We start from the raw sequence: 18,031 nt of genomic DNA on the forward strand, positions 1-18,031 counted from the left end.
AATGAAAGATAACTGCTTACTCTCCGGGATTATGCTAAATTTGTTAACAAAACCTGGTGAGTTGTGCAACAGGCACAATGTATATAGCAAATAGGCGTGACAGTAGTAAATTCAACGGTTGTAGCCCGCTTCAACTTTGTAACGGTTTGATAGGTTTGAAGCCCGCAATCGCCTACTTGCCATATACTTACCGTTGTGTGCTATATTAACTGACTACTATATTCATTGCTATCAGACAAAAAAACTATGACTACAGATTTCAAAAACGTAATGTCTCAACGAACTGATGAAGAATTAATAAAAATTGTGACCATTCTACGGAATGAATATCAACCAATTGCAATTGAAGTAGCCGAAGACGAAATCATAAAACGTGGTATTGACTCGACACAAATCAATGACATTGAAGCTGACCTCAAAGAAAAAATTAAAGGACAAAAAGAATTTAATTTAAAAAAAGTTAGTTCATGGTTAAGATTAGCAAATTACATAATTGATTTTATTGCATCGTTTATCCTTTTCATTATTCTCATATTTATTGTTGGACTATTTTATAATATAGACAATATACTAATAAACCATGGAGTCACTTATGCCCTGTTAATCATTATTTATTTAGGTTACTATATTTTTATGGAGCATAAATATCAAAAGACACTAGGAAAATTTATAACAAAAACAAAAGTGTTGACAAAGGATGGCAGAAAGGCAAGATTTAGCGACATTTTAGCTAGGACTTTTTGTAGACTTATTCCATTTGATTGGTTATCATATTTTTTCACATCAAATGGACTCCATGACAGATTATCTAATACGACTGTGATAAAAATGAGATTGAAAAGTAAAAATACAGCACACAACAATTTGTAAATTGCATTGCGGGGTTTGTGGTGTGTCGTTCGCTGGATTCTCGTTTCGCTGTTCCGTGTCCTTCGGACAGTAACGCTCTCCGATCCCGATAGCTATCGGGACGCCCCGTCAACATGTACTAACCGTTTCTTACATATTTAAACAAACAATAAAATGGCACGACCTACCACAAAGAAAGATTTACTGGAAGCAGCCAACATAAATTTCGAAAAGCTATGGCAGGCGATTGATTCGTTGCCGGAAAAAGGATTGAGCCTGGAATTTGATTTTTCGGGCGACACAAAGAGAAAAGAAGCCCATTGGAAACGGGATAAAAACCTCAGGGACGTTTTGATTCACCTGTACGAATGGCACCAACTGCTTTTAAACTGGGTGGAAAGCAACAGGAAGGGGAATAAAGCGAATTTTCTTCCGGAACCCTACAACTGGAAAACATATGGAGAGATGAATGTGAGACTGTGGGAGAAACACCAGGGCACCCAACCTGGAGACGCGAAAGAAATGCTCCAAAAGAGTCATGCATCGGTTTTGGAGATGATTGAGCTGTTTTCTGACGATGAACTGTTCTGTAAAAAGGTGTTTGACTGGACCGGAACAACTACCCTCGGAAGTTATTGCGTGTCGGCTACCTCAAGCCATTACGACTGGGCAATAAAGAAATTAAAAGCCCATGTAAATAAAACCTCAAAACCATAAAAACGTGTGTTAATTGTATTGCGGGGCTGTGTCCCGGTCACGCTGCTGCCTTGGTCTTTTCCCCAATTGTTGGCACAAACCCGTGAATTACGGTTGATGGAAACTTAAAACGAGTAACATTTAAAACTCCTTTCAACCGAAATATGTACAATATGGCGGGGGCGTAAAACAAAAAAACACTTGCATGGTTCTGTTTAATCACAACAGTTAAAAAATTACGCAAATGAAAAAAGTAGAGAAGATAGCGGAGAACCAAAACTACACGGCCGTAAATGTCGGAAGTTGGGAAGACATAAAAGACCATTCGCTTATTCACGCGAAGCTGGGTACCGAGATAAAAGGAAAAGTATTTGTAAAAGACCCCACCAGGGCCAGCGGAACCGAAATCTCTTTTACAAGCCTGCCTCCCAAATCGGAACTGGGGTATTTTCATATCCATTACAAAGACGAAGAAACGTATATAATTCTCAAAGGCTCGGGCTTTTACCAGGTTGATGACGATTGTTTTCCGATACAGGCCGGAAGTGTTATAAGGGTTGCCCCGGCGGGTGTGCGAAGCTTGTGCAATACTTCGGACGAAGAGATGGTGTATATCTGCATACAGGCCAAAGAAAGTTCGCTGGAAGAATATACCACCAAGGACGGGGAAAGAGTGCCCTTTACTCCCAAATGGAAATAATACCGCACATTTTGCTCCCTCTGAAAATGCACGGGTTTGATAATCATGGAATAAGAAGGGAATTGTCAGAATTAATTTTTACATTTGCCGGCGCAACAAATAAAACAGAATTTTAAAATGAAGTTATAATTTCTTTTCGGCTAAGTAGTGTCAGCAGGCTCGTTTCCGGGTTTGCTGAAGTGTTTCACCATTAACGAAAGAAATTATGTTGCATCTTCAAAACATTTCATACATACATCCGAACAAAGATTTACTATTTGAACAGATTTCATTTACCGTAAATCATCTGGGAAAAATTGCGCTGATTGGTAACAACGGGGTTGGCAAGTCGGTTTTGCTGCGCATTATTGCCAGCGAGTTACACGCTTCTGCCGGGCGTTTGGAAGCAGAAGCGCAGGCTTACTATGTTCCGCAGGTATTTGGACAGTACAATCATTTAAGCATTGCGCAGGCCTTAAACATAGAAAAAAAGCTGTATGCCTTAAAAGCGATACTAAAAGGCGAAGTTACCCTGGAAAACTATGCTTTGCTAAACGACGACTGGAGCATTGAAGAACGCTGTACCCAGGCTCTGGAGTACTGGCAGTTGAGTGATCTGGACCTGGAGCAAAAAATGGAAACGCTGAGCGGAGGCCAAAAGACCAAGGTATTTTTAGCCGGAGTTTCCATTCATCAGCCTGCCTTGGTTTTGCTTGACGAGCCCAGCAATCACCTCGACACGGCGGGCAGGCAACTGCTCTACGACTTTATTGAATCGGCCAAATGTACGCTGCTCGTGGTTAGTCACGACCGTAAATTGCTGAATCTTCTGGAGGCGATTTATGAGCTGACGAAGAAAGGAGTCGCAATTTATGGCGGCAATTTCGACTTTTACGTTCAGCAAAAGCAGATCGAAGCCAATGCCCTGATACAGGATATACAGAGCAAGGAGAAAGCCCTGCGGAAAGCCAGGGAAAAGGAACGCGAAACTGCCGAACGGCAGCAGAAACTGAATGCCCGCGGTAAAAAGAAGCAGGTGCAGACCGGCATGCCCAAAATCATGATGGGCAAAATGAAAAACGATTCGGAGAACAATTCTTCGAGGCTGAAGGGTGTTCACGACGAAAAAATCAGCGGTATTTCCCGGGAACTGCATGAGTTGCGTTCTGCACTGCCCGACATCGATAAAATGAGATTTGGCTTTGATAATTCGTCCTTACACAAAGGCAAGATACTGGTGGAGGCATCAGGTATCAACTATGCGTACGGCTCAACGTTTCTGTGGACTGAAAACCTTACTTTTTTGATCAGAAGCGGCGAGCGGATTGTTTTACGCGGGCTGAACGGCTCGGGGAAAACAACCCTGATCAGGCTGATACTGGGCGATGCGGAGCCTCAAACCGGTACGATGAAACGGGCAGCCAACAAAACGGTTTACATCGACCAGGATTATTCTTTAATTGATAACGAGCTGAGTGTTTATGAACAGGCGCAGCAATTTAATGTGTCGGCATTGCAGGAGCACGATATAAAAATCAGGCTTAGCCGCTTCCTGTTTTGGCGGGAGGATTGGGATAAACCGTGCAGAGCATTAAGTGGTGGCGAAAGAATGCGTTTAATGATTTGTTGTCTGACAATCAATAAGCAGGCGCCCGATATTATTGTGCTGGACGAACCTACCAACAACCTGGATATTCAGAACATTGAAATACTGACGGCTTCCATCAACGAATACCGGGGAACGCTGGTCGTGGTGTCTCACGACGAGAGTTTTCTGGAACAGGTGAATGTGGAACGAACGATTCAACTTTAAAAAGTGGGCGGAGAGCAGGTGGTATTATTCCACCTCGCTCATCCGTAATAATTTTTCCAAAAGCACCTGTGTTTTTACTGGTTTGGTGAAAAACTCGTTGCAGCCGGCTTCGCGGGCGGTGCGTTCGTCTTCGGCCATGGCATAAGCAGTTTGAACAATGATTCTCACCTGCTTATCGGTTTTTCGTATTTTTCGGATCACTTCCAGGCCGCTCATATCCGGCAGTCCAATGTCGATCAAAATAATATCGGGAGCGTTGGATTGGTAAAGCTCCAGTGCTTGGGTGCCGGTTTCTGCAAACAGCAGGTTGGAATAGATTTTCCCCAGTACCTGGCGAAAAAAGTAAATACTGGCCATGTCGTCTTCCACAACCAGGATTTTTGTAGTTCGGTCTTTTTCTACCGAATCCTGGCTCTCGCGGGGGATGTTGTTCACAGGTTGTTTGTGTACCTGTTCGTCGTACGACAAATAGTTCAACTGAAACCAGAAACGGGTACCTTCCCCCGGTTCCGAATGCAGATGAATTTCGCTGTTCATCATCTCCAGCAGTTTTTTTACAATCGCAAGGCCCAAGCCCGTACCACCATAGCTTCTTGAGGTGCCGGCATCGGCCTGGGTAAAACGTTCAAAAATATGTTCCTGCTTTTCTTTGGGAATGCCGATACCGGTATCCGAAACAAATAACTCGGCACTTTTTTCGCCTACAGAAGCTACGCCAAAAGTGATGTTCCCGCTGTGCGTAAAACGTATGGCATTGTCAATCAGGTTGGAAAAGATCTGGGTAATCCGGTCTTCATCTCCGTTGATAATCAAGGTCTTTTCCGGCCTTTTTAACAGCAGCTGAAACCCTGTGGTATCGGTGCTGGTGAGTCGCTTTTGAAAAAGCGAGTAAATATTCTCCAGCATATTGCCTACATCAAAGGGTTTTTCGTCAATGCTTGTTTTGGCTGTTTCCAGGCGCGAAATATCGAGTATGTCGTTAATGATCTTCAGCAGGCCTTCCGAGCTTTTATGAATAATTTGGGAGAACTCGGTTTTTTCGGCTTTCGTCAAGTTGTCATCCTGCGAAAGGATGTTGCTGAAACCAACAATTCCGTTAAGCGGTGTTCTGATTTCGTGGCTCACGTTGGCCAGGAAAGCCGATTTGAGCCGTTCGCTTTCCACCGCTTTTTCCTTGGCCGAGATAAGCTCGTGCAAAAGCTGTTTTTTATCCGTAACATCGTGAATGATGCTATGCAATACCTGTTTCCCTTTGTAATCAACGCGGCTGCTGAAAACTTCCACGTCCCTGATTTCCCCGTTTGCCAGACGATGTTTAAAATCGATGTTAAGCCGTTGATTGGCCAGTGTGGTATTCATGTGTTCCTTTACTTCGTGACCGGGCAAGCAGTTGATGTCGCTGATCTTCATATTCCGGAGCTGTTCAATGCTCCATCCGTAGAACTCTGCTGCGGCGTGGTTGGCGGTAATAATAGTGCCGTCTTCGGGGTCGATCAGCAGTTTTACTGCAATGTGGTTTTCGAACAACATGCGGTAGGCCAGCTCGCTTTCCTCCAACTCTTTTTTGGTGCGTATCCGCTGCGTAATATCCGGGGCAATATTCAGCATAATATTCCTGCCGCCACTTACCCCCAGCGGGGTATGGTAAAAGTTCCAGATTCGCTTGGTTCCGTTTTTGGCCGTGATCTCGAATTCGCCGCTAAAAATGGTTTCATTTTTATGGAACAAACCATTGACGTATTTTTCCACTTCTTCTGCTTTGGGACCAAATGCTTTTTGTGTCCAGGTTTTCAGGTCGGGGACTTCGTCGATGGTATAGCCGGAAAAGTGTGACCATCCTTCACTCATGTTCAGAATTTTTCCGCTGTCGTCGTGAACCATAATGGGGATGGGCGCCAGCAGAATCGAATTTCGAAAACGTTCTTCGCTTTCCTGGAGTTTCTGTTCAAAGAGCTTTTGGGCAGTAATATCCTGAATGGTTCCGACCATTCGAATTGGTTCCCCGGCTTCGTTAAACCGAAGTTCTCCGCGTCCGAATACCCAACGTTCGGCGCCATCATTGGCTCTTGTAATCTTGTATTCTTTCTCAAAAGCCTGCTTTTTTGCCAGTACATGCTGAAGAAAATAATCCATCATTTCTTCCTGCTGGTCCGGGTGTACAAGCTTGTTCCAGCTGGCAAGCGAATGATCATCTTCCTGTGTTATGCCAAATATATTGTCGAGAACGGTGGAGGATTTCCACTGGCCATTGACAATATCCATGTTGTACGAGCCAATTTTTCCCACACGCTGCGATTCTCTCAGCCAAAATTCGCGTTCACGGTATTTGGCCTCGCTTTTTTCCAGGATGAGCTGTTGTTCTCTTTCCGTGGTTTGGTCTCTAAAAACCATCACCACCCCAATGGTGTGATTGTCTTTGTTCTTGATCGGAGCGCCGCTGTCAGCAATCGGGATTTCGCTGCCATTTTTGGAGATCAGCAGTGTGTGATTGGCCAGGCCAACAATGGTGCCTTCTTCCAGAACTTTTTTTACAGGATTCTCGGCTTTTTCGCGGCTCAGTTCATTGATGATATGGAAAACTTCCTCCAGGTTTTTATTTCTTGCTTCCGAAAATTTCCATCCGGTCAGGTTCTCGGCAATCGGGTTCATTTGCGTTATTTTTCCGGCAGAATCGGTACATATTACTGCATCGCCGATACTCATCAAGGTGGTCCGGTATAGTTCTTCAGCAGCCCTGATTCTTTGTTCTCCGAAAATATAGCGGTCGATTACCTGGAACAGCTGGGCGATAAACGCAAAAACCGGTGGAAATATCAGCAGGATGGGGCCTCCTATTCTTTTTAATATCAGAATAGGGTCTCCCGGCAGCATTAGTTGGCAGCTTAGCATAACGAGCTGCGTAATAAACCCGATTCCCAGGAAAACGAAGAAGTTTACCTGGTACAGTTTGTCGCGTAAATAATGGCGAAAAATCATGCCGGTTAAGCCGCAAAAAACAATGGTTGCCACTCCAACGTAGATTCCTGCTCCTCCCAAAAACGCACGGTATGATCCGGCGATTATAATTGAAATAAGCGTTGGAATGCCTCCCCCCCAAAGGCCGGCAAGTGTTAACACTACAGAACGGCCATCGTATATGGTTCCCGCGTCGTATTGATAGGGCATCATCATTGCTGCAACTGCTACCAGTCCAAACCAGGTTCCGCTCAGCAGTTGAAAATGGATTTCCTTTTTGGGACGATAAAACTTAATCGTTCCATTCAGAAAAGACAATGCGATCAATAGAGCAGCATTCTGGATGAGAATTTTGAACATTTTCCGGTTATTAAATTGGTTTTTGCGTCCTGTGAAATCAGAACCTGCTATTTAAGAGGTCCCTATTTCCCTTTAATGGTGGAATTCTATTTCCCATTTTGTGTTGCAATTTAAAAAAATCTGAATTGTTTCTTACCTAAGAGTTGAAAACTAACGGGTATAAGGCTTTGCCGGTTCTGTATTGGGCTATTCAGGTTGGCAATTTTGCAGATGCTGCTCTACAATTTTTGCAAATACCGAGGTTTTATTTTCATCGTCGAGCTTGTTGTAGCGTTCGCGAATGGTGGCTGTGTCGAGTATCTCTATTTCGCGGCTTAAAGCGTAAGCCTCAAAAAAATCAGAAATGCGGTGAACTTTAATACCGTCGTTGGTTAAAGCACCTTCGGCTGATAGTGCGTTTCTGTATTTGTCAACCACCTCTTTTTCAATTACTCCCGAGCTCTGTAGTTCTTTTAAAACCAAGTAAGCATTCAGGTCGGGATGAACAATCGATTTAAGGAATTGTATTTTTTCGTTTTCCAGATCCTGCACCTTCTCCCGGTACGAAATCATTGTCAGGTCGCGGTCCTGGTCCGAAAGCCGTTTTTGGGTCAGCTCCTGCGAAAGATCCAGGTTCTGCTTTTGCTCCTGTTGCTTGATTGCGTAGTATTTATTAAGATCGTCCGCAACTTTGGTGCCCGAAAAATTGGGTAAGGTTTGGCTGCGGAGCTGAAGTTTCAGCTGGTCGCCATTGCCGAGCATGCATTCCACTCCCGGCTTTGCGCCATCGTCAACAACCAGGTAAAAAGGCTCCAGCCTTTCGTCTGCATTTTCACCCGAGAAGGAGAATTTTCGGTGATCAACATAAGCCGAGTCGACCAAGGTAGTTTCGGGTATGAGCCTGTAAAGGTAAACCACAGTGCCCGTTTCACTTGTTCCTTTTATTTCCCAGTTTTGTTTGTTTTTTTCGCATGACTGAAACAGCCCGGCAACTACGATCAGGCACAGAGCCTGTATATATCCGAAGTGGTTCATTTTTTCAGCTTTAAAGATTTCTGCCCCCTTGAGCCAATAAAGTGATGTATGAATTTTACAAAGCAAGTTATAACTAATTTTTTGTTTCTGCTTTTTGACGGTTTCTTTTCGTTTGGCTTGTTGTTTTTTGTTAACGTAAGGGTGTATTTAGCTGTTTAACGACTCTTGTTTGGGCGGTTCTTTTAGCGCTATGTTTTCGGTGCTTAGTTTCCATCCCACCGATTCGATTAGTTCCCGGATTACCGAAACTGTGTCGTGGGCTTGCTGCCGGGCAATTAAAATTAAATGACTGTTTTCCACTTTTTCGCGGATAAACTCCTTTGATTTTTTGTGCATGTTATTAAGGTCGCTTTCCGAGAATTTGTTAATCAGGCCTTTCTGTATGTCGTAATATTCCAGGTCGCTGTCGATGCTTAATATCTCCGGATCCGGGAAATGGGATAAAATCACCTGCTTGTTATGCGAATTAATTTCGATGTTGATGCGGGTAAGGTCAAAGCCGATCATTACCTTGGCTTTAACAATCAGCAAGGCTTTTTTCTCGGCCTGAAAGAGTTTGAAGAACAGAATCTTCTCGTCGCGGTGTGTAAATATTTCAGAAAATTCACCTTCTACGGTGATCAGTTTACATACCTGTTTGATTTTTTCGAGTAAGAGAACCGACTGGCTGTGAAGCTGCTTTTCGGTGCGTTTGCGGTAAAAAAGGTTGGTGACAGCAATGCCTCCTGCCAGCCCGATGATCAATCCTAATAAAATAAGGGTCTCCATAAAAAGTTTTGTTTCCTCACTAAAAGTAAGATTTTTTACAGAAACCCGGTAAAATCAACCCCGCGAAATCAGTTTGGGGCTGATACGTGTTATTTCTATTTCTTTTGTTCGGTTTCTTCCGTTTCCTGCGCGGGCTTTGGTAAAAAAGGAGCAGCCATTGTAAACACGGGCGTATCATTAACCGATGCCGTAACATTGCAGGTAAAGGCAATCACGAGGTCGTATTCCGGGTACATAATCAATGAACCACCGCCTCCGGGAACGGTTCCCTGCCGGCCGTAAACCACGCGGCCGTCGCGGTCGTTAAAAATCACCCAGCCATTTGCCATCGTAGCTTCCACATTGTCGGCAATGGTTATTTTTTGAAAGGTTTTTTCGCGCACTTTGCTGAAATATTCCGAGTGCAGCATTGCATTGCCAAACTTGGCAAGGTCTTCCGCATTTGAAAGGATTCCTTCGGAAGAGGCATTTTGACGCAGATCGTAGAACACGCTGTTTACCACTTGCGAGATGAGGTTTAGCTCAAAAAAGTCGCTTCTGTTTTTGATCGTAGTCATGGGATTATCCACCACTGTATTTTCAAGTTTCAGCGTATCGGTTAGATATTCGCTTAAAAGCTTTGGGAAGTTTTTGTTCGAAGCCTTTTCCATTACCAGGCCCAGCAGGTTGTAATTATAAATACTGGGTAGCTGGTAGGTCCCTGGTTTTATCACCAGCGGGTCGTCTTTGAAGCGTTCAATCGCTTTTTCAAGCCCGATGTTTGTGCCATGCCTGTGCCGGTCGTCGGCTTCGGGCGTTTTGATTCCGGCTACCTCATAGGCCAGCAATTTGGGGGTAATAACGCCTTCCTTTTCCGGAAATTGCGGGTAGTATTTTTGAATGGCCGAATCTTCGTTCAAAACTCCATCTTCCAAAAGTTTTTGATAGACAGCATTGGTGTACAATTCCGAAAGATCACCAATTCTGAATTTGGTTTTACGAGTGGCAGGCACTTCCAGGTCGGTTGAGGCATAACCCACTCCTTCTGAATAAATTAACTCCCCGTTGAGGCAAATGGCTACGCTTCCCCCGGGGATAAAATTCCTGCCCATAAAAAAAGCAGCCTCTTTTCGCGCTTCTTTTATCTCTTTTACATATTTCTTTTGGTAGTAAATGTCGGTTTTGGCCTTTTGGCAGTTGGTAAGGCCTAACATGATCAAAATTAGCAGTGCTACTTGCAGACTTTGCTTCATATCTTTAGTTTTAGATTTGACAAACAGGCGCAAAAATAAAGAATTATGAAAAAAAGCGGAAGCGCTTAGCGTAAAAGAATAGCGGGGGTCAGGCAAATTTTTGAAGGAATCAAATCCCTGCCGTTTCAGTTTTTTCGGAGGGCTCCCAAAAAGCAGATTTCCCGAAAGTATGCCAGACAAGATTGATAATAGATTGAAAAAAGATTGATGTAGGTTGGTTGAATATTGTCAAACCAATTAAGCTAAACCCAGTTGAAAATATTTTGGTACAAAAACATTAGCCTTGTCGATAGGAGTTTAGTTTCCAGTTATTTAAATGAAATTGTTTTTATTGAGCAGGTTAAAGAAAGCTACCTTGTAAGTGCTGCTTACGGGTATTAGCTTGTTGCGAATTTTAATGGCGTTGTTTTCGATGTAGTCGATTTTATCAAGCGCGATGATGTAGGATTTATGAACCCGTACAAATTTTTGCGGATCGAGAAGTTCCTGCATTTTTTTGAAATTCAGCAAGGTCATAATTTTGCTGTCTTCTGTGTGGATTTGCAAATAATCGCGTTGCCCTTCAATGTACAGGATTTTGTTAAAATACACCTTTACCGTTTTATTGCCCGATTTGATAAAAGTATAGTCCGACTGGTCGTTTGAGCTAAGGTTTTGAGCAGGGGCTGTCTGCGTAACCTGCCGTAAGTTCTGGTCTTTCAGAAAACGTGCATACACTTTTTCCACTGCCTTTACAAAACGATCAAAAGGGATGGGTTTTAAGAGGTAATCCACCACATCAAGTTCATATGCTTTTAGTGCATATTCGTTGTAGGCGGTTGTCAGGATAACGTAGGGCGGATCTTTGATGGTTTCGAGCAGTTGAATGCCGGTGAATTCGTCCATCTGGATGTCCAGGAAAATCAGATCGATTTTGTTTTCCCGTAAAAAAGAAAAGGTGGAAAGTGCATTGTCGAACGTTCCCAGAAGATTCAGGTAATCGATCTTTTCAGCAAATCGTTGTATTTTTTTTAGCGCCAGCTGCTCGTCGTCAACGGCAATGCAGTTCATCTTCATTTCAGCATACGTTTTATCGGAACCTTGATATATACGTCAAATTTATCCATATTCCGGTTGATATCAAAAGTGTAATTGTTGCCGTGCAGTAGTTTCAGACGTTTTTCAACGTTTTTCAAACCAGTGCCCGAGCCACTGTCCGGAAGTTTAAAGTCGTTTCTTTTTAGGTAATTGCTGGTATGCAATTCAATGTATTCATCATTAATTTTAAACTCAATTTCGATACCGGGCACGGGTGATTGTTTGTTGCAGTGCTTTACTGCATTTTCGATAATCGGGATAAAAAGCAGGGGAGGCACTTCTTTTCCAACAGTGGTTCCCTGAAGCTCGAAACGCACAAAATCGGTGGAGCTAAAACTGAGTTGTGCCAGCTCAAGGTAGTCATGAATGTATTCCATCTCCTTTTCGAGGTTCACCTCTTCGCGGGTCGATTCCTGCAGCATGTAGCGCATAATTTTGGAAAGCAGCACAATGGCATTGGAGGCTTTCTCCCTGTCTTCAAAAATAAGCGAATCGATGTTGTTCAAAACATTAAACAGGAAATGAGGATTTACCTGCGAGCGTAAAATCCCCAGTTCCGATTGAACTGTTTTTCGTTCGAGTTCTGACTTTGTTAACTGAATATTGTATGAATAACTAAAAAGCTTTAAGGCAGTGGCTGTTCCGATAATCATGAAATTATTGAGCAGCGCGTAAAACAATTCGGTTTGTAGCGGGCGTCGCATCACCCAAAAACCCAATGCCGGTTGTATGTTGTATTTTATGTATTGCGAAATCAGTATGTTGAGAACAATAACGGCTACGGTTCCAAGGAAATAAATGAAGAGTTTTCTTTTTTTGAATACGTACCTGGGAATCAGGAATTCAATCACAAAATAAACCCCGATAATGTCTACCGGAATGTAAATGAGATTGATAAAGGCCTCCATTACAAACCCGTACGAAAGCAGGTAGGGGATGGTGTAAAACGTAAATATCGCTATCCAAAACAGGATATGATTCAGTACTCTGTACTTAAAGATCTTCATTGCCGTTTTTCGTTTGGTGGAAATGGAGCCAGTTCAGGTCAGCTGTATTGTAAACCCGCGGCTTTGTTTCCACTCTTTTATGCAATTGTACGTTAATTATTTGAATAAAATGCTGAGTATCTGCCAACAAGGAATAAATTTCGCCCAAAAGCCGTTGGTAGATAAAAGTTGTGTTTGACCGATAAAAATAAGCCGTTCACAGATGAAATCACTTGTTTTGTAGAAAAATCACTGTTTTTGGCTGGTCAGCGCTACATTGGTTTCTTCGTTCTCCGACCGGGCCACGGTAACTGCACCGCAACTGTCGCTCCAAACGTTAATGGTGGTGCGCATCATATCGAGCGGGAGGTCTACAGCCAGTATCAGTCCGATTCCTTCGAGCGGTAAGCCGGCAGCCGTAAGAATTACAGTAAGCATAACAAGCCCTGCCATCGGTATCCCGGCTGCCCCGATTGATGCCAACAAAGCGGTTACTACAATCAGAAGCTGTTCTACGAACGAAAGGTCTATCCCGTAAACCTGGGCAATAAACATGGCAGCCACGCATTCATACAAAGCGGTACCGTCCATATTTACGGTGGCCCCAAGCGGTAAAGTGAAGCTGGTAATTTTATTGGATACTCCGCTTTTGTGTTCAACGGCTTCCATGCTTAGCGGCAGTGTGGCACTGGAGGAGGCGGTTGAAAAGGCTGTCAGAAGGGGAGTGGCCATGTTTTTCAGGTGCAGGAAAGGTTTGGCCTTGGCAATAAAACGCACAATTAGCGGAAGCGTTACGAAGGCGTGAATAGCCAGTGCCAAAACCACTGTTAACATGTAAACGGCCATGCCGCCGGCAATGTCTGCCAGGTTTTCAGCATTGCGTGCCACTTCACGCGAAACAATTCCAAAAATACCCAGCGGGGTGAATTGAATGATGAACATGGTCATTTTCATCATCACTTCAAATACGGCTTCAAAAAATGTGGTCAGGCTTTCTTTGTATTTGTCGTTTACCTTTGTGATGAAAACACCGAAAATAATGGCAAAGAAAATTATGGGAAGAATGTCTCCCTTGGCCATCGATTCAAAAATATTGGCCGGAACAATGCGCATTAAAATATCGTTTACCGAACCGGCTTTTTCGCTCAAATCCTCCACGGTCTGGCTAAAACCCATTTCAATGCCTACTCCCGGCCTGATTACATTCACCAGTATCAAACCGGTAAAAATGGCCAGTGTACTTGTTGAAACGTAGTACAGTATGGTTTTTCCGCCAAGCCTTCCCAGGTTTTTCCCATTTCCCATACTGGTAACTCCGGAGATAATGGAGCTAAGGATTAATGGGACAATGACCATTTTTAGTGCCGTCAGAAATATATCTCCCATCCAGGCGGTATATTTGATGCCTTCGGGCACGTAGTAGCCAAAAAGGACGGATAATAACAGTGCGATAAGGATTTGCCAATGGAGCTTGATCTTCGGTAACTTCATGGTAGTGGTTTCAGTTTTGCTTTTTTCAGAGCCACTAAAGTATCTTTTTTAGCCGATTTGACAAAGTTCTTTTATTTGGGATTAATAAAATAAAAATGGTGAACATCTTATTGAAAGACATCCACCATTGCTATCCATTTTACTTGTTTGAAGCAAATTTGTTCAAACCTTATACCTGTTACAACGGAATATTGCCGTGTTTTTTGGGCGGGTTCGATTTTCGCTTGTTCTGTGTCATATCCAGTGCATCGATGATTTTTCTCCGGGTATCTTTTGGGTGAATGATTTCATCGATATAACCGAGTGATGCGGCTTTGTAAGGATTGGCGAATTTGTCGCGGTATTCCTGAACTGCCTGTGCTTTTTCTTCTTCGTTCATCACATTCCGGTGAATGATGTTGATGGCGCCTTCGGGACCCATTACCGCAATTTCGGCGGTGGGGTATGCCAGGTTTACATCGGCGCCAATGTGTTTGCTCGACATTACATCGTACGCACCGCCATAGGCTTTCCGGGTGATGATGGTGATTTTCGGAACCGTAGCTTCTGAAAAAGCATACAATAACTTTGCTCCGTGCTTGATAATGCCGCCAAATTCCTGGCTGGTTCCGGGCAAGAAACCGGGAACATCAACAAAGGTTACCAGCGGAAGATTGAATGCATCGCAAAAACGAACAAAGCGCGCGGCTTTTACCGACGAGTTGATGTCGAGAACACCCGCCAAATGTCCGGGTTGATTGGCAACCACTCCAACGGGTTTTCCGCCAAAGCGTGCAAATCCGACAATAATGTTTTGTGCGTATTGCGGTTGTACTTCCAGAAAGTGTTTGTTGTCGATCACCGTCTGGATAATTTCGTGCATATCGTAAGGCTTGTTCGGGTCGGCCGGAACTATTTCCTGAAGATGCTCATCTACCCGGTCTGACGGATCCATCGTAGGTTTTACCGGCGGGTCTTCGAGGTTGTTGGAGGGCAGGAAGCTCAGCAGTTCGCGGATCATCATTAAGGTCTGATCTTCGTCGTTCCCGTTAAAATGTGCCACGCCGCTTTTGGTGTTGTGCGTATGCGCTCCGCCCAGTTCTTCTTTTGTTACGTCTTCGTGTGTAACGGTTTTTATCACCTCGGGACCGGTCACAAACATGTGGCTTTTTTCATTCACCATAAAAATGAAATCGGTAAGTGCAGGTGAGTACACGGCACCTCCGGCACAAGGACCTAAAATGGCTGAAATTTGCGGAATGACACCCGATGCGATTACGTTGTTGTAAAAAATATCGGCATAACCGGCCAGGCTCTCAACACCTTCCTGGATGCGGGCGCCGCCTGAATCGTTCAGGCCAATGATGGGCGCTCCCATTTTCAGGGCGAGTTCCTGAATTTTTACAATTTTGTCGGCGTTGGCGCGACTAAGCGAACCTCCGAAAACGGTAAAATCCTGTGCAAATACATACACCAGGCGGCCGTTAACTTTTCCATAACCCGAGATCAGACCGTCACCCAGTATCTTTTTGGTTTCCATCCCGAAATCGTAGTTTCGGTGGGTCATTAATTTGTCGATTTCATTAAAAGTCCCGGGGTCGAGCAATTGCTGAATTCTTTCGCGGGCGGTTTTCTTGCCGGATGCATGTTGTTTTTCAATGCGGTCCTGGCCACCACCTAATTCGGCCTGCTGGTTAAACGTTTCGAGCTGTTCGTATTTTTCCTTTAAATTCATCTCTTGTAATTTGTCTTTTGGTTAGGCAGCGTAATTTTTTAGCATTGTTTGTTGCTGTTTGTTAACGCTACTCTCAAATTTTGATTTTACTCCAATTCAATTAAAACCTGGTTGCTGTCCACAGTGTCGTCGGCTTTTACAAAAACTTTTTTTACGATGCCGTCTTTGGGAGCCTTGTATTCACTTTCCATTTTCATGGCCGAAATAATCAATACGGTTTCTCCCTTTTGTACCGGGTCGCCTTCTGATACGAGCACTTTAACCACCTTGCCCGGCATGGGTGAGGTAATTTTACTTTCAGCAGCTGCGGTTCCGTTTGCATTTCGGTTTTGCAGGTAACGGGCTTCGGCATCAATTACTTCCACGTCGTAAGTTTCGTAAAGCGTGTAGGCTGTGTATTTTTTGGGAGCTCCTGACGGAACCAGTTCAATGTCGTAAGAGTGGCCGCTTTCGAGAATGGAAAAAGTCCCGTCAGCAGTGTGCATCAGGTCAACTTCGTATTTTTTCCCATCCACTTCCACTTCCAGGATGTTGCCATCTTGTTTGAGTAAATTAACCCAGGCAACTCTGTCGCCTATTCTTATTTCTACTGCCATATTCAGAACTTAAAAATGATTTACGTAAGGAATTTTTTTCCAGCGACTCTGAGCCGGAGTAAATTCTTTTTGATTGGTAGAGACTGACGATAATTTATCAAGGTAGTCGATAAAAGCGGCAATAATAACCATGTCAACCGGATCTTCGGTCTGGTCTTTGCCCATCAACTGTTCCTGGTTTTTTTCGATGAAATGGGTATCGTAATTTCCGCGGATGAAATTTTCATTTTTCATCACGCGTTCCAGCATTTTTATCGAAGTTTTTACCCCGGTGATTTTGTATTCGTACAAGGCCCGGCGCATTCTGCCAATGGCTTCGTCACGGGTTTTGCCCCAAACAATCAGTTTCGAGATCATCGGGTCGTAGTAGATCGGAATTTCGTAACCTTCGTAAACATAGCCATCGGTGCGGACTCCCAGCCCCAGCGGGTCGGAAATTTTGTACACTTTTCCGGCGCTTGGCATAAAATTATTGTCGGGATCTTCGGCATAAACACGGCATTCGATGGCATGTCCAAGCTGTTTCAGGTCTTCCTGCGCAAAATCAAGTTTTTGCCCTTCAGCCACAAATATTTGTTGTTTTACCAGGTCGATTCCGGTAACGCGTTCGGTTATCGGGTGTTCTACCTGCAGGCGTGTGTTCATTTCAAGAAAATAGTAGTTCAGGTTGTTGTCCACCAAAAACTCGATGGTTCCTGCACCTACATAATTTACTGCCTGCGCTGCCTCAACGGCGGCTTTCCCCATTTCGTCCCTCAATTCGGGAGTCATTAACGGCGAGGGTGTTTCTTCGATCATTTTCTGATGACGCCTTTGCACCGAACATTCCCTTTCAAATAAATGAACGGTGTTTCCGTGCCGGTCGGCAAGAATCTGGAATTCGATGTGGTGCGGCGAGGTAATGTATTTCTCGATGTAAACGGCATCGTCGCCAAAAGCAGCTTTTGCTTCGGAGCGGGCCGCACGAACCGACGAAACCACGTCGGCTTCGCTTTTTACGAGTCGCATCCCTTTTCCACCGCCTCCGGCGGATGCTTTTATCATTACCGGAAGTCCTATTTCCTTGATGACCTCCAAGGCTTCCTGTTCCGATTTGATCTCACCTTTTGTTCCGGGAACAACGGGTATCCCGGCTTTTATCATGGCATCGCGTGCCTGTATTTTATCGCCCATCTGTACAATTACTTCAGGCGAAGGCCCAATAAAAATAATGCCCTCCACCGCACATCTGCGTGCAAAAGCTGCGTTTTCCGACAGGAACCCGTAGCCCGGATGTATGGCATCGGCTTTACTTTTTTTGGCGACCTCAATGATCTTTTCAATGTTAAGATAACTTTCCGAAGAAGGAGCTTTCCCTACATAATAGGCTTCGTGTGCGTAACGAACGTGAAGGGATGTTCTGTCTGCTTCCGAGTAAATGGCCACAGTTTCAATATCCAACTCACGGCAGGTGCGCATAACACGAATTGCAATTTCCCCCCGGTTTGCGATCAGAATCTTTTTGATTTTATTCATAAGAAGTTTCAAATAAAATTAAGCTGTCTAAAATTCTGCTATAAATAACTCAGCGGACCTAAAATTGTTTAATGCGCCGAATTTTGCCGACGTAAAATATTTGAAGACATTATAACCTCAAATGGATTTGTGTTAATAAATGTCAATTTGCAGCCATCCCAATATTTTTTAAGTTCCTGAATTTGAAAAAAATGCAGATCGGGTCAAAAAGTGAAATTTTCCGGGTCGGATGTTTTGTTAATTAGAAAACAAAATTAAATTTGTGATAGAAAACTAACCGACCATT

Annotated in this window: 14 protein-coding genes; 4 read left to right on the forward strand and 10 right to left on the reverse strand. The window is 43.8% G+C overall.

Going from position 1 to position 18,031, the window contains the following annotated elements:
* The first annotated feature begins 246 nt into the window (after nt 1-246).
* The 4 genes from D1614_RS18495 (at nt 247) to D1614_RS18515 (ending at nt 4,037) form a co-directional block, all read left to right on the forward strand.
* Complete coding sequence (locus tag D1614_RS18495; protein WP_119439470.1) at nt 247-870, forward strand: RDD family protein; 624 nt, start codon at nt 247-249, stop codon at nt 868-870.
* Between the two features lie 153 nt (nt 871-1,023).
* Complete coding sequence (locus D1614_RS18500; RefSeq protein ID WP_119439471.1) at nt 1,024-1,566, forward strand: ClbS/DfsB family four-helix bundle protein; 543 nt, start codon at nt 1,024-1,026, stop codon at nt 1,564-1,566.
* Between the two features lie 223 nt (nt 1,567-1,789).
* A complete protein-coding gene (locus tag D1614_RS18510) occupies nt 1,790-2,245 on the forward strand; it encodes a cupin domain-containing protein (protein WP_119439473.1) in 456 nt (151 codons plus the stop codon).
* Between the two features lie 205 nt (nt 2,246-2,450).
* Nucleotides 2,451-4,037: an ABC-F family ATP-binding cassette domain-containing protein gene (locus D1614_RS18515; protein WP_119439474.1), complete on the forward strand. Its 1,587-nt coding sequence runs from the start codon at nt 2,451-2,453 to the stop codon at nt 4,035-4,037.
* Between the two features lie 24 nt (nt 4,038-4,061).
* Here the strand turns inward: D1614_RS18515 and D1614_RS18520 are convergent, their stop codons facing one another.
* The 10 genes from D1614_RS18520 to accC form a co-directional block, all read right to left on the reverse strand.
* A complete protein-coding gene (locus D1614_RS18520; protein ID WP_119439475.1) occupies nt 4,062-7,352 on the reverse strand; it encodes a PAS domain S-box protein in 3,291 nt (1,096 codons plus the stop codon).
* A gap of 186 nt (nt 7,353-7,538) precedes the next feature.
* Nucleotides 7,539-8,366 (reverse strand): DUF4369 domain-containing protein, encoded by an 828-nt coding sequence (locus D1614_RS18525; protein ID WP_119439476.1) that lies wholly within the window; start codon nt 8,364-8,366, stop codon nt 7,539-7,541.
* Between the two features lie 147 nt (nt 8,367-8,513).
* A complete protein-coding gene (locus D1614_RS18530; protein WP_119439477.1) occupies nt 8,514-9,134 on the reverse strand; it encodes a DUF4230 domain-containing protein in 621 nt (206 codons plus the stop codon).
* A gap of 95 nt (nt 9,135-9,229) precedes the next feature.
* A complete protein-coding gene (locus D1614_RS18535) occupies nt 9,230-10,366 on the reverse strand; it encodes a serine hydrolase domain-containing protein (RefSeq protein ID WP_147384316.1) in 1,137 nt (378 codons plus the stop codon).
* Nucleotides 10,367-10,678: 312 nt separating this feature from the next.
* Nucleotides 10,679-11,422 (reverse strand): LytR/AlgR family response regulator transcription factor, encoded by a 744-nt coding sequence (locus D1614_RS18540; protein WP_119439479.1) that lies wholly within the window; start codon nt 11,420-11,422, stop codon nt 10,679-10,681.
* A complete protein-coding gene (locus D1614_RS18545) occupies nt 11,419-12,450 on the reverse strand; it encodes a sensor histidine kinase (protein ID WP_119439480.1) in 1,032 nt (343 codons plus the stop codon). Before D1614_RS18545 ends, D1614_RS18540 begins: the two co-directional genes overlap by 4 nt.
* A gap of 228 nt (nt 12,451-12,678) precedes the next feature.
* A complete protein-coding gene (locus D1614_RS18550; protein ID WP_175579293.1) occupies nt 12,679-13,920 on the reverse strand; it encodes a dicarboxylate/amino acid:cation symporter in 1,242 nt (413 codons plus the stop codon).
* 178 nt (nt 13,921-14,098) lie between these two features.
* The gene (locus D1614_RS18555; protein WP_119439481.1) at nt 14,099-15,634 is read right to left on the reverse strand and encodes an acyl-CoA carboxylase subunit beta; all 1,536 of its coding nucleotides are present in this window, start codon (nt 15,632-15,634) and stop codon (nt 14,099-14,101) included.
* An 86-nt stretch (nt 15,635-15,720) separates the two neighbouring features.
* Nucleotides 15,721-16,230 (reverse strand): biotin/lipoyl-containing protein, encoded by a 510-nt coding sequence (locus D1614_RS26430; RefSeq protein ID WP_119439482.1) that lies wholly within the window; start codon nt 16,228-16,230, stop codon nt 15,721-15,723.
* 9 nt (nt 16,231-16,239) lie between these two features.
* Nucleotides 16,240-17,745, reverse strand: coding sequence for an acetyl-CoA carboxylase biotin carboxylase subunit (accC, locus tag D1614_RS18565; RefSeq protein WP_119439483.1), 1,506 nt, complete (start codon nt 17,743-17,745; stop codon nt 16,240-16,242).
* Between the last annotated feature and the right edge of the window lie 286 nt (nt 17,746-18,031).

Origin of the sequence: Maribellus luteus (genome assembly GCF_003576475.1) — a bacterium.
Classification (GTDB): Bacteria; Bacteroidota; Bacteroidia; order Bacteroidales; family Prolixibacteraceae; genus Draconibacterium; species Draconibacterium luteum.

Coding starts and splice junctions, on each gene's coding strand:
- D1614_RS18495 (WP_119439470.1), top strand. CDS start 247: ATGACTACAGATTTCAAAAACGTAATGTCTCAACGAACTGATGAAGAA.
- D1614_RS18500 (WP_119439471.1), top strand. CDS start 1,024: ATGGCACGACCTACCACAAAGAAAGATTTACTGGAAGCAGCCAACATA.
- D1614_RS18510 (WP_119439473.1), top strand. CDS start 1,790: ATGAAAAAAGTAGAGAAGATAGCGGAGAACCAAAACTACACGGCCGTA.
- D1614_RS18515 (WP_119439474.1), top strand. CDS start 2,451: ATGTTGCATCTTCAAAACATTTCATACATACATCCGAACAAAGATTTA.
- D1614_RS18520 (WP_119439475.1), bottom strand. CDS start 7,352: ATGTTCAAAATTCTCATCCAGAATGCTGCTCTATTGATCGCATTGTCT.
- D1614_RS18525 (WP_119439476.1), bottom strand. CDS start 8,366: ATGAACCACTTCGGATATATACAGGCTCTGTGCCTGATCGTAGTTGCC.
- D1614_RS18530 (WP_119439477.1), bottom strand. CDS start 9,134: ATGGAGACCCTTATTTTATTAGGATTGATCATCGGGCTGGCAGGAGGC.
- D1614_RS18535 (WP_147384316.1), bottom strand. CDS start 10,366: ATGAAGCAAAGTCTGCAAGTAGCACTGCTAATTTTGATCATGTTAGGC.
- D1614_RS18540 (WP_119439479.1), bottom strand. CDS start 11,422: ATGAAGATGAACTGCATTGCCGTTGACGACGAGCAGCTGGCGCTAAAA.
- D1614_RS18545 (WP_119439480.1), bottom strand. CDS start 12,450: ATGAAGATCTTTAAGTACAGAGTACTGAATCATATCCTGTTTTGGATA.
- D1614_RS18550 (WP_175579293.1), bottom strand. CDS start 13,920: ATGAAGTTACCGAAGATCAAGCTCCATTGGCAAATCCTTATCGCACTG.
- D1614_RS18555 (WP_119439481.1), bottom strand. CDS start 15,634: ATGAATTTAAAGGAAAAATACGAACAGCTCGAAACGTTTAACCAGCAG.
- D1614_RS26430 (WP_119439482.1), bottom strand. CDS start 16,230: ATGGCAGTAGAAATAAGAATAGGCGACAGAGTTGCCTGGGTTAATTTA.
- accC (WP_119439483.1), bottom strand. CDS start 17,745: ATGAATAAAATCAAAAAGATTCTGATCGCAAACCGGGGGGAAATTGCA.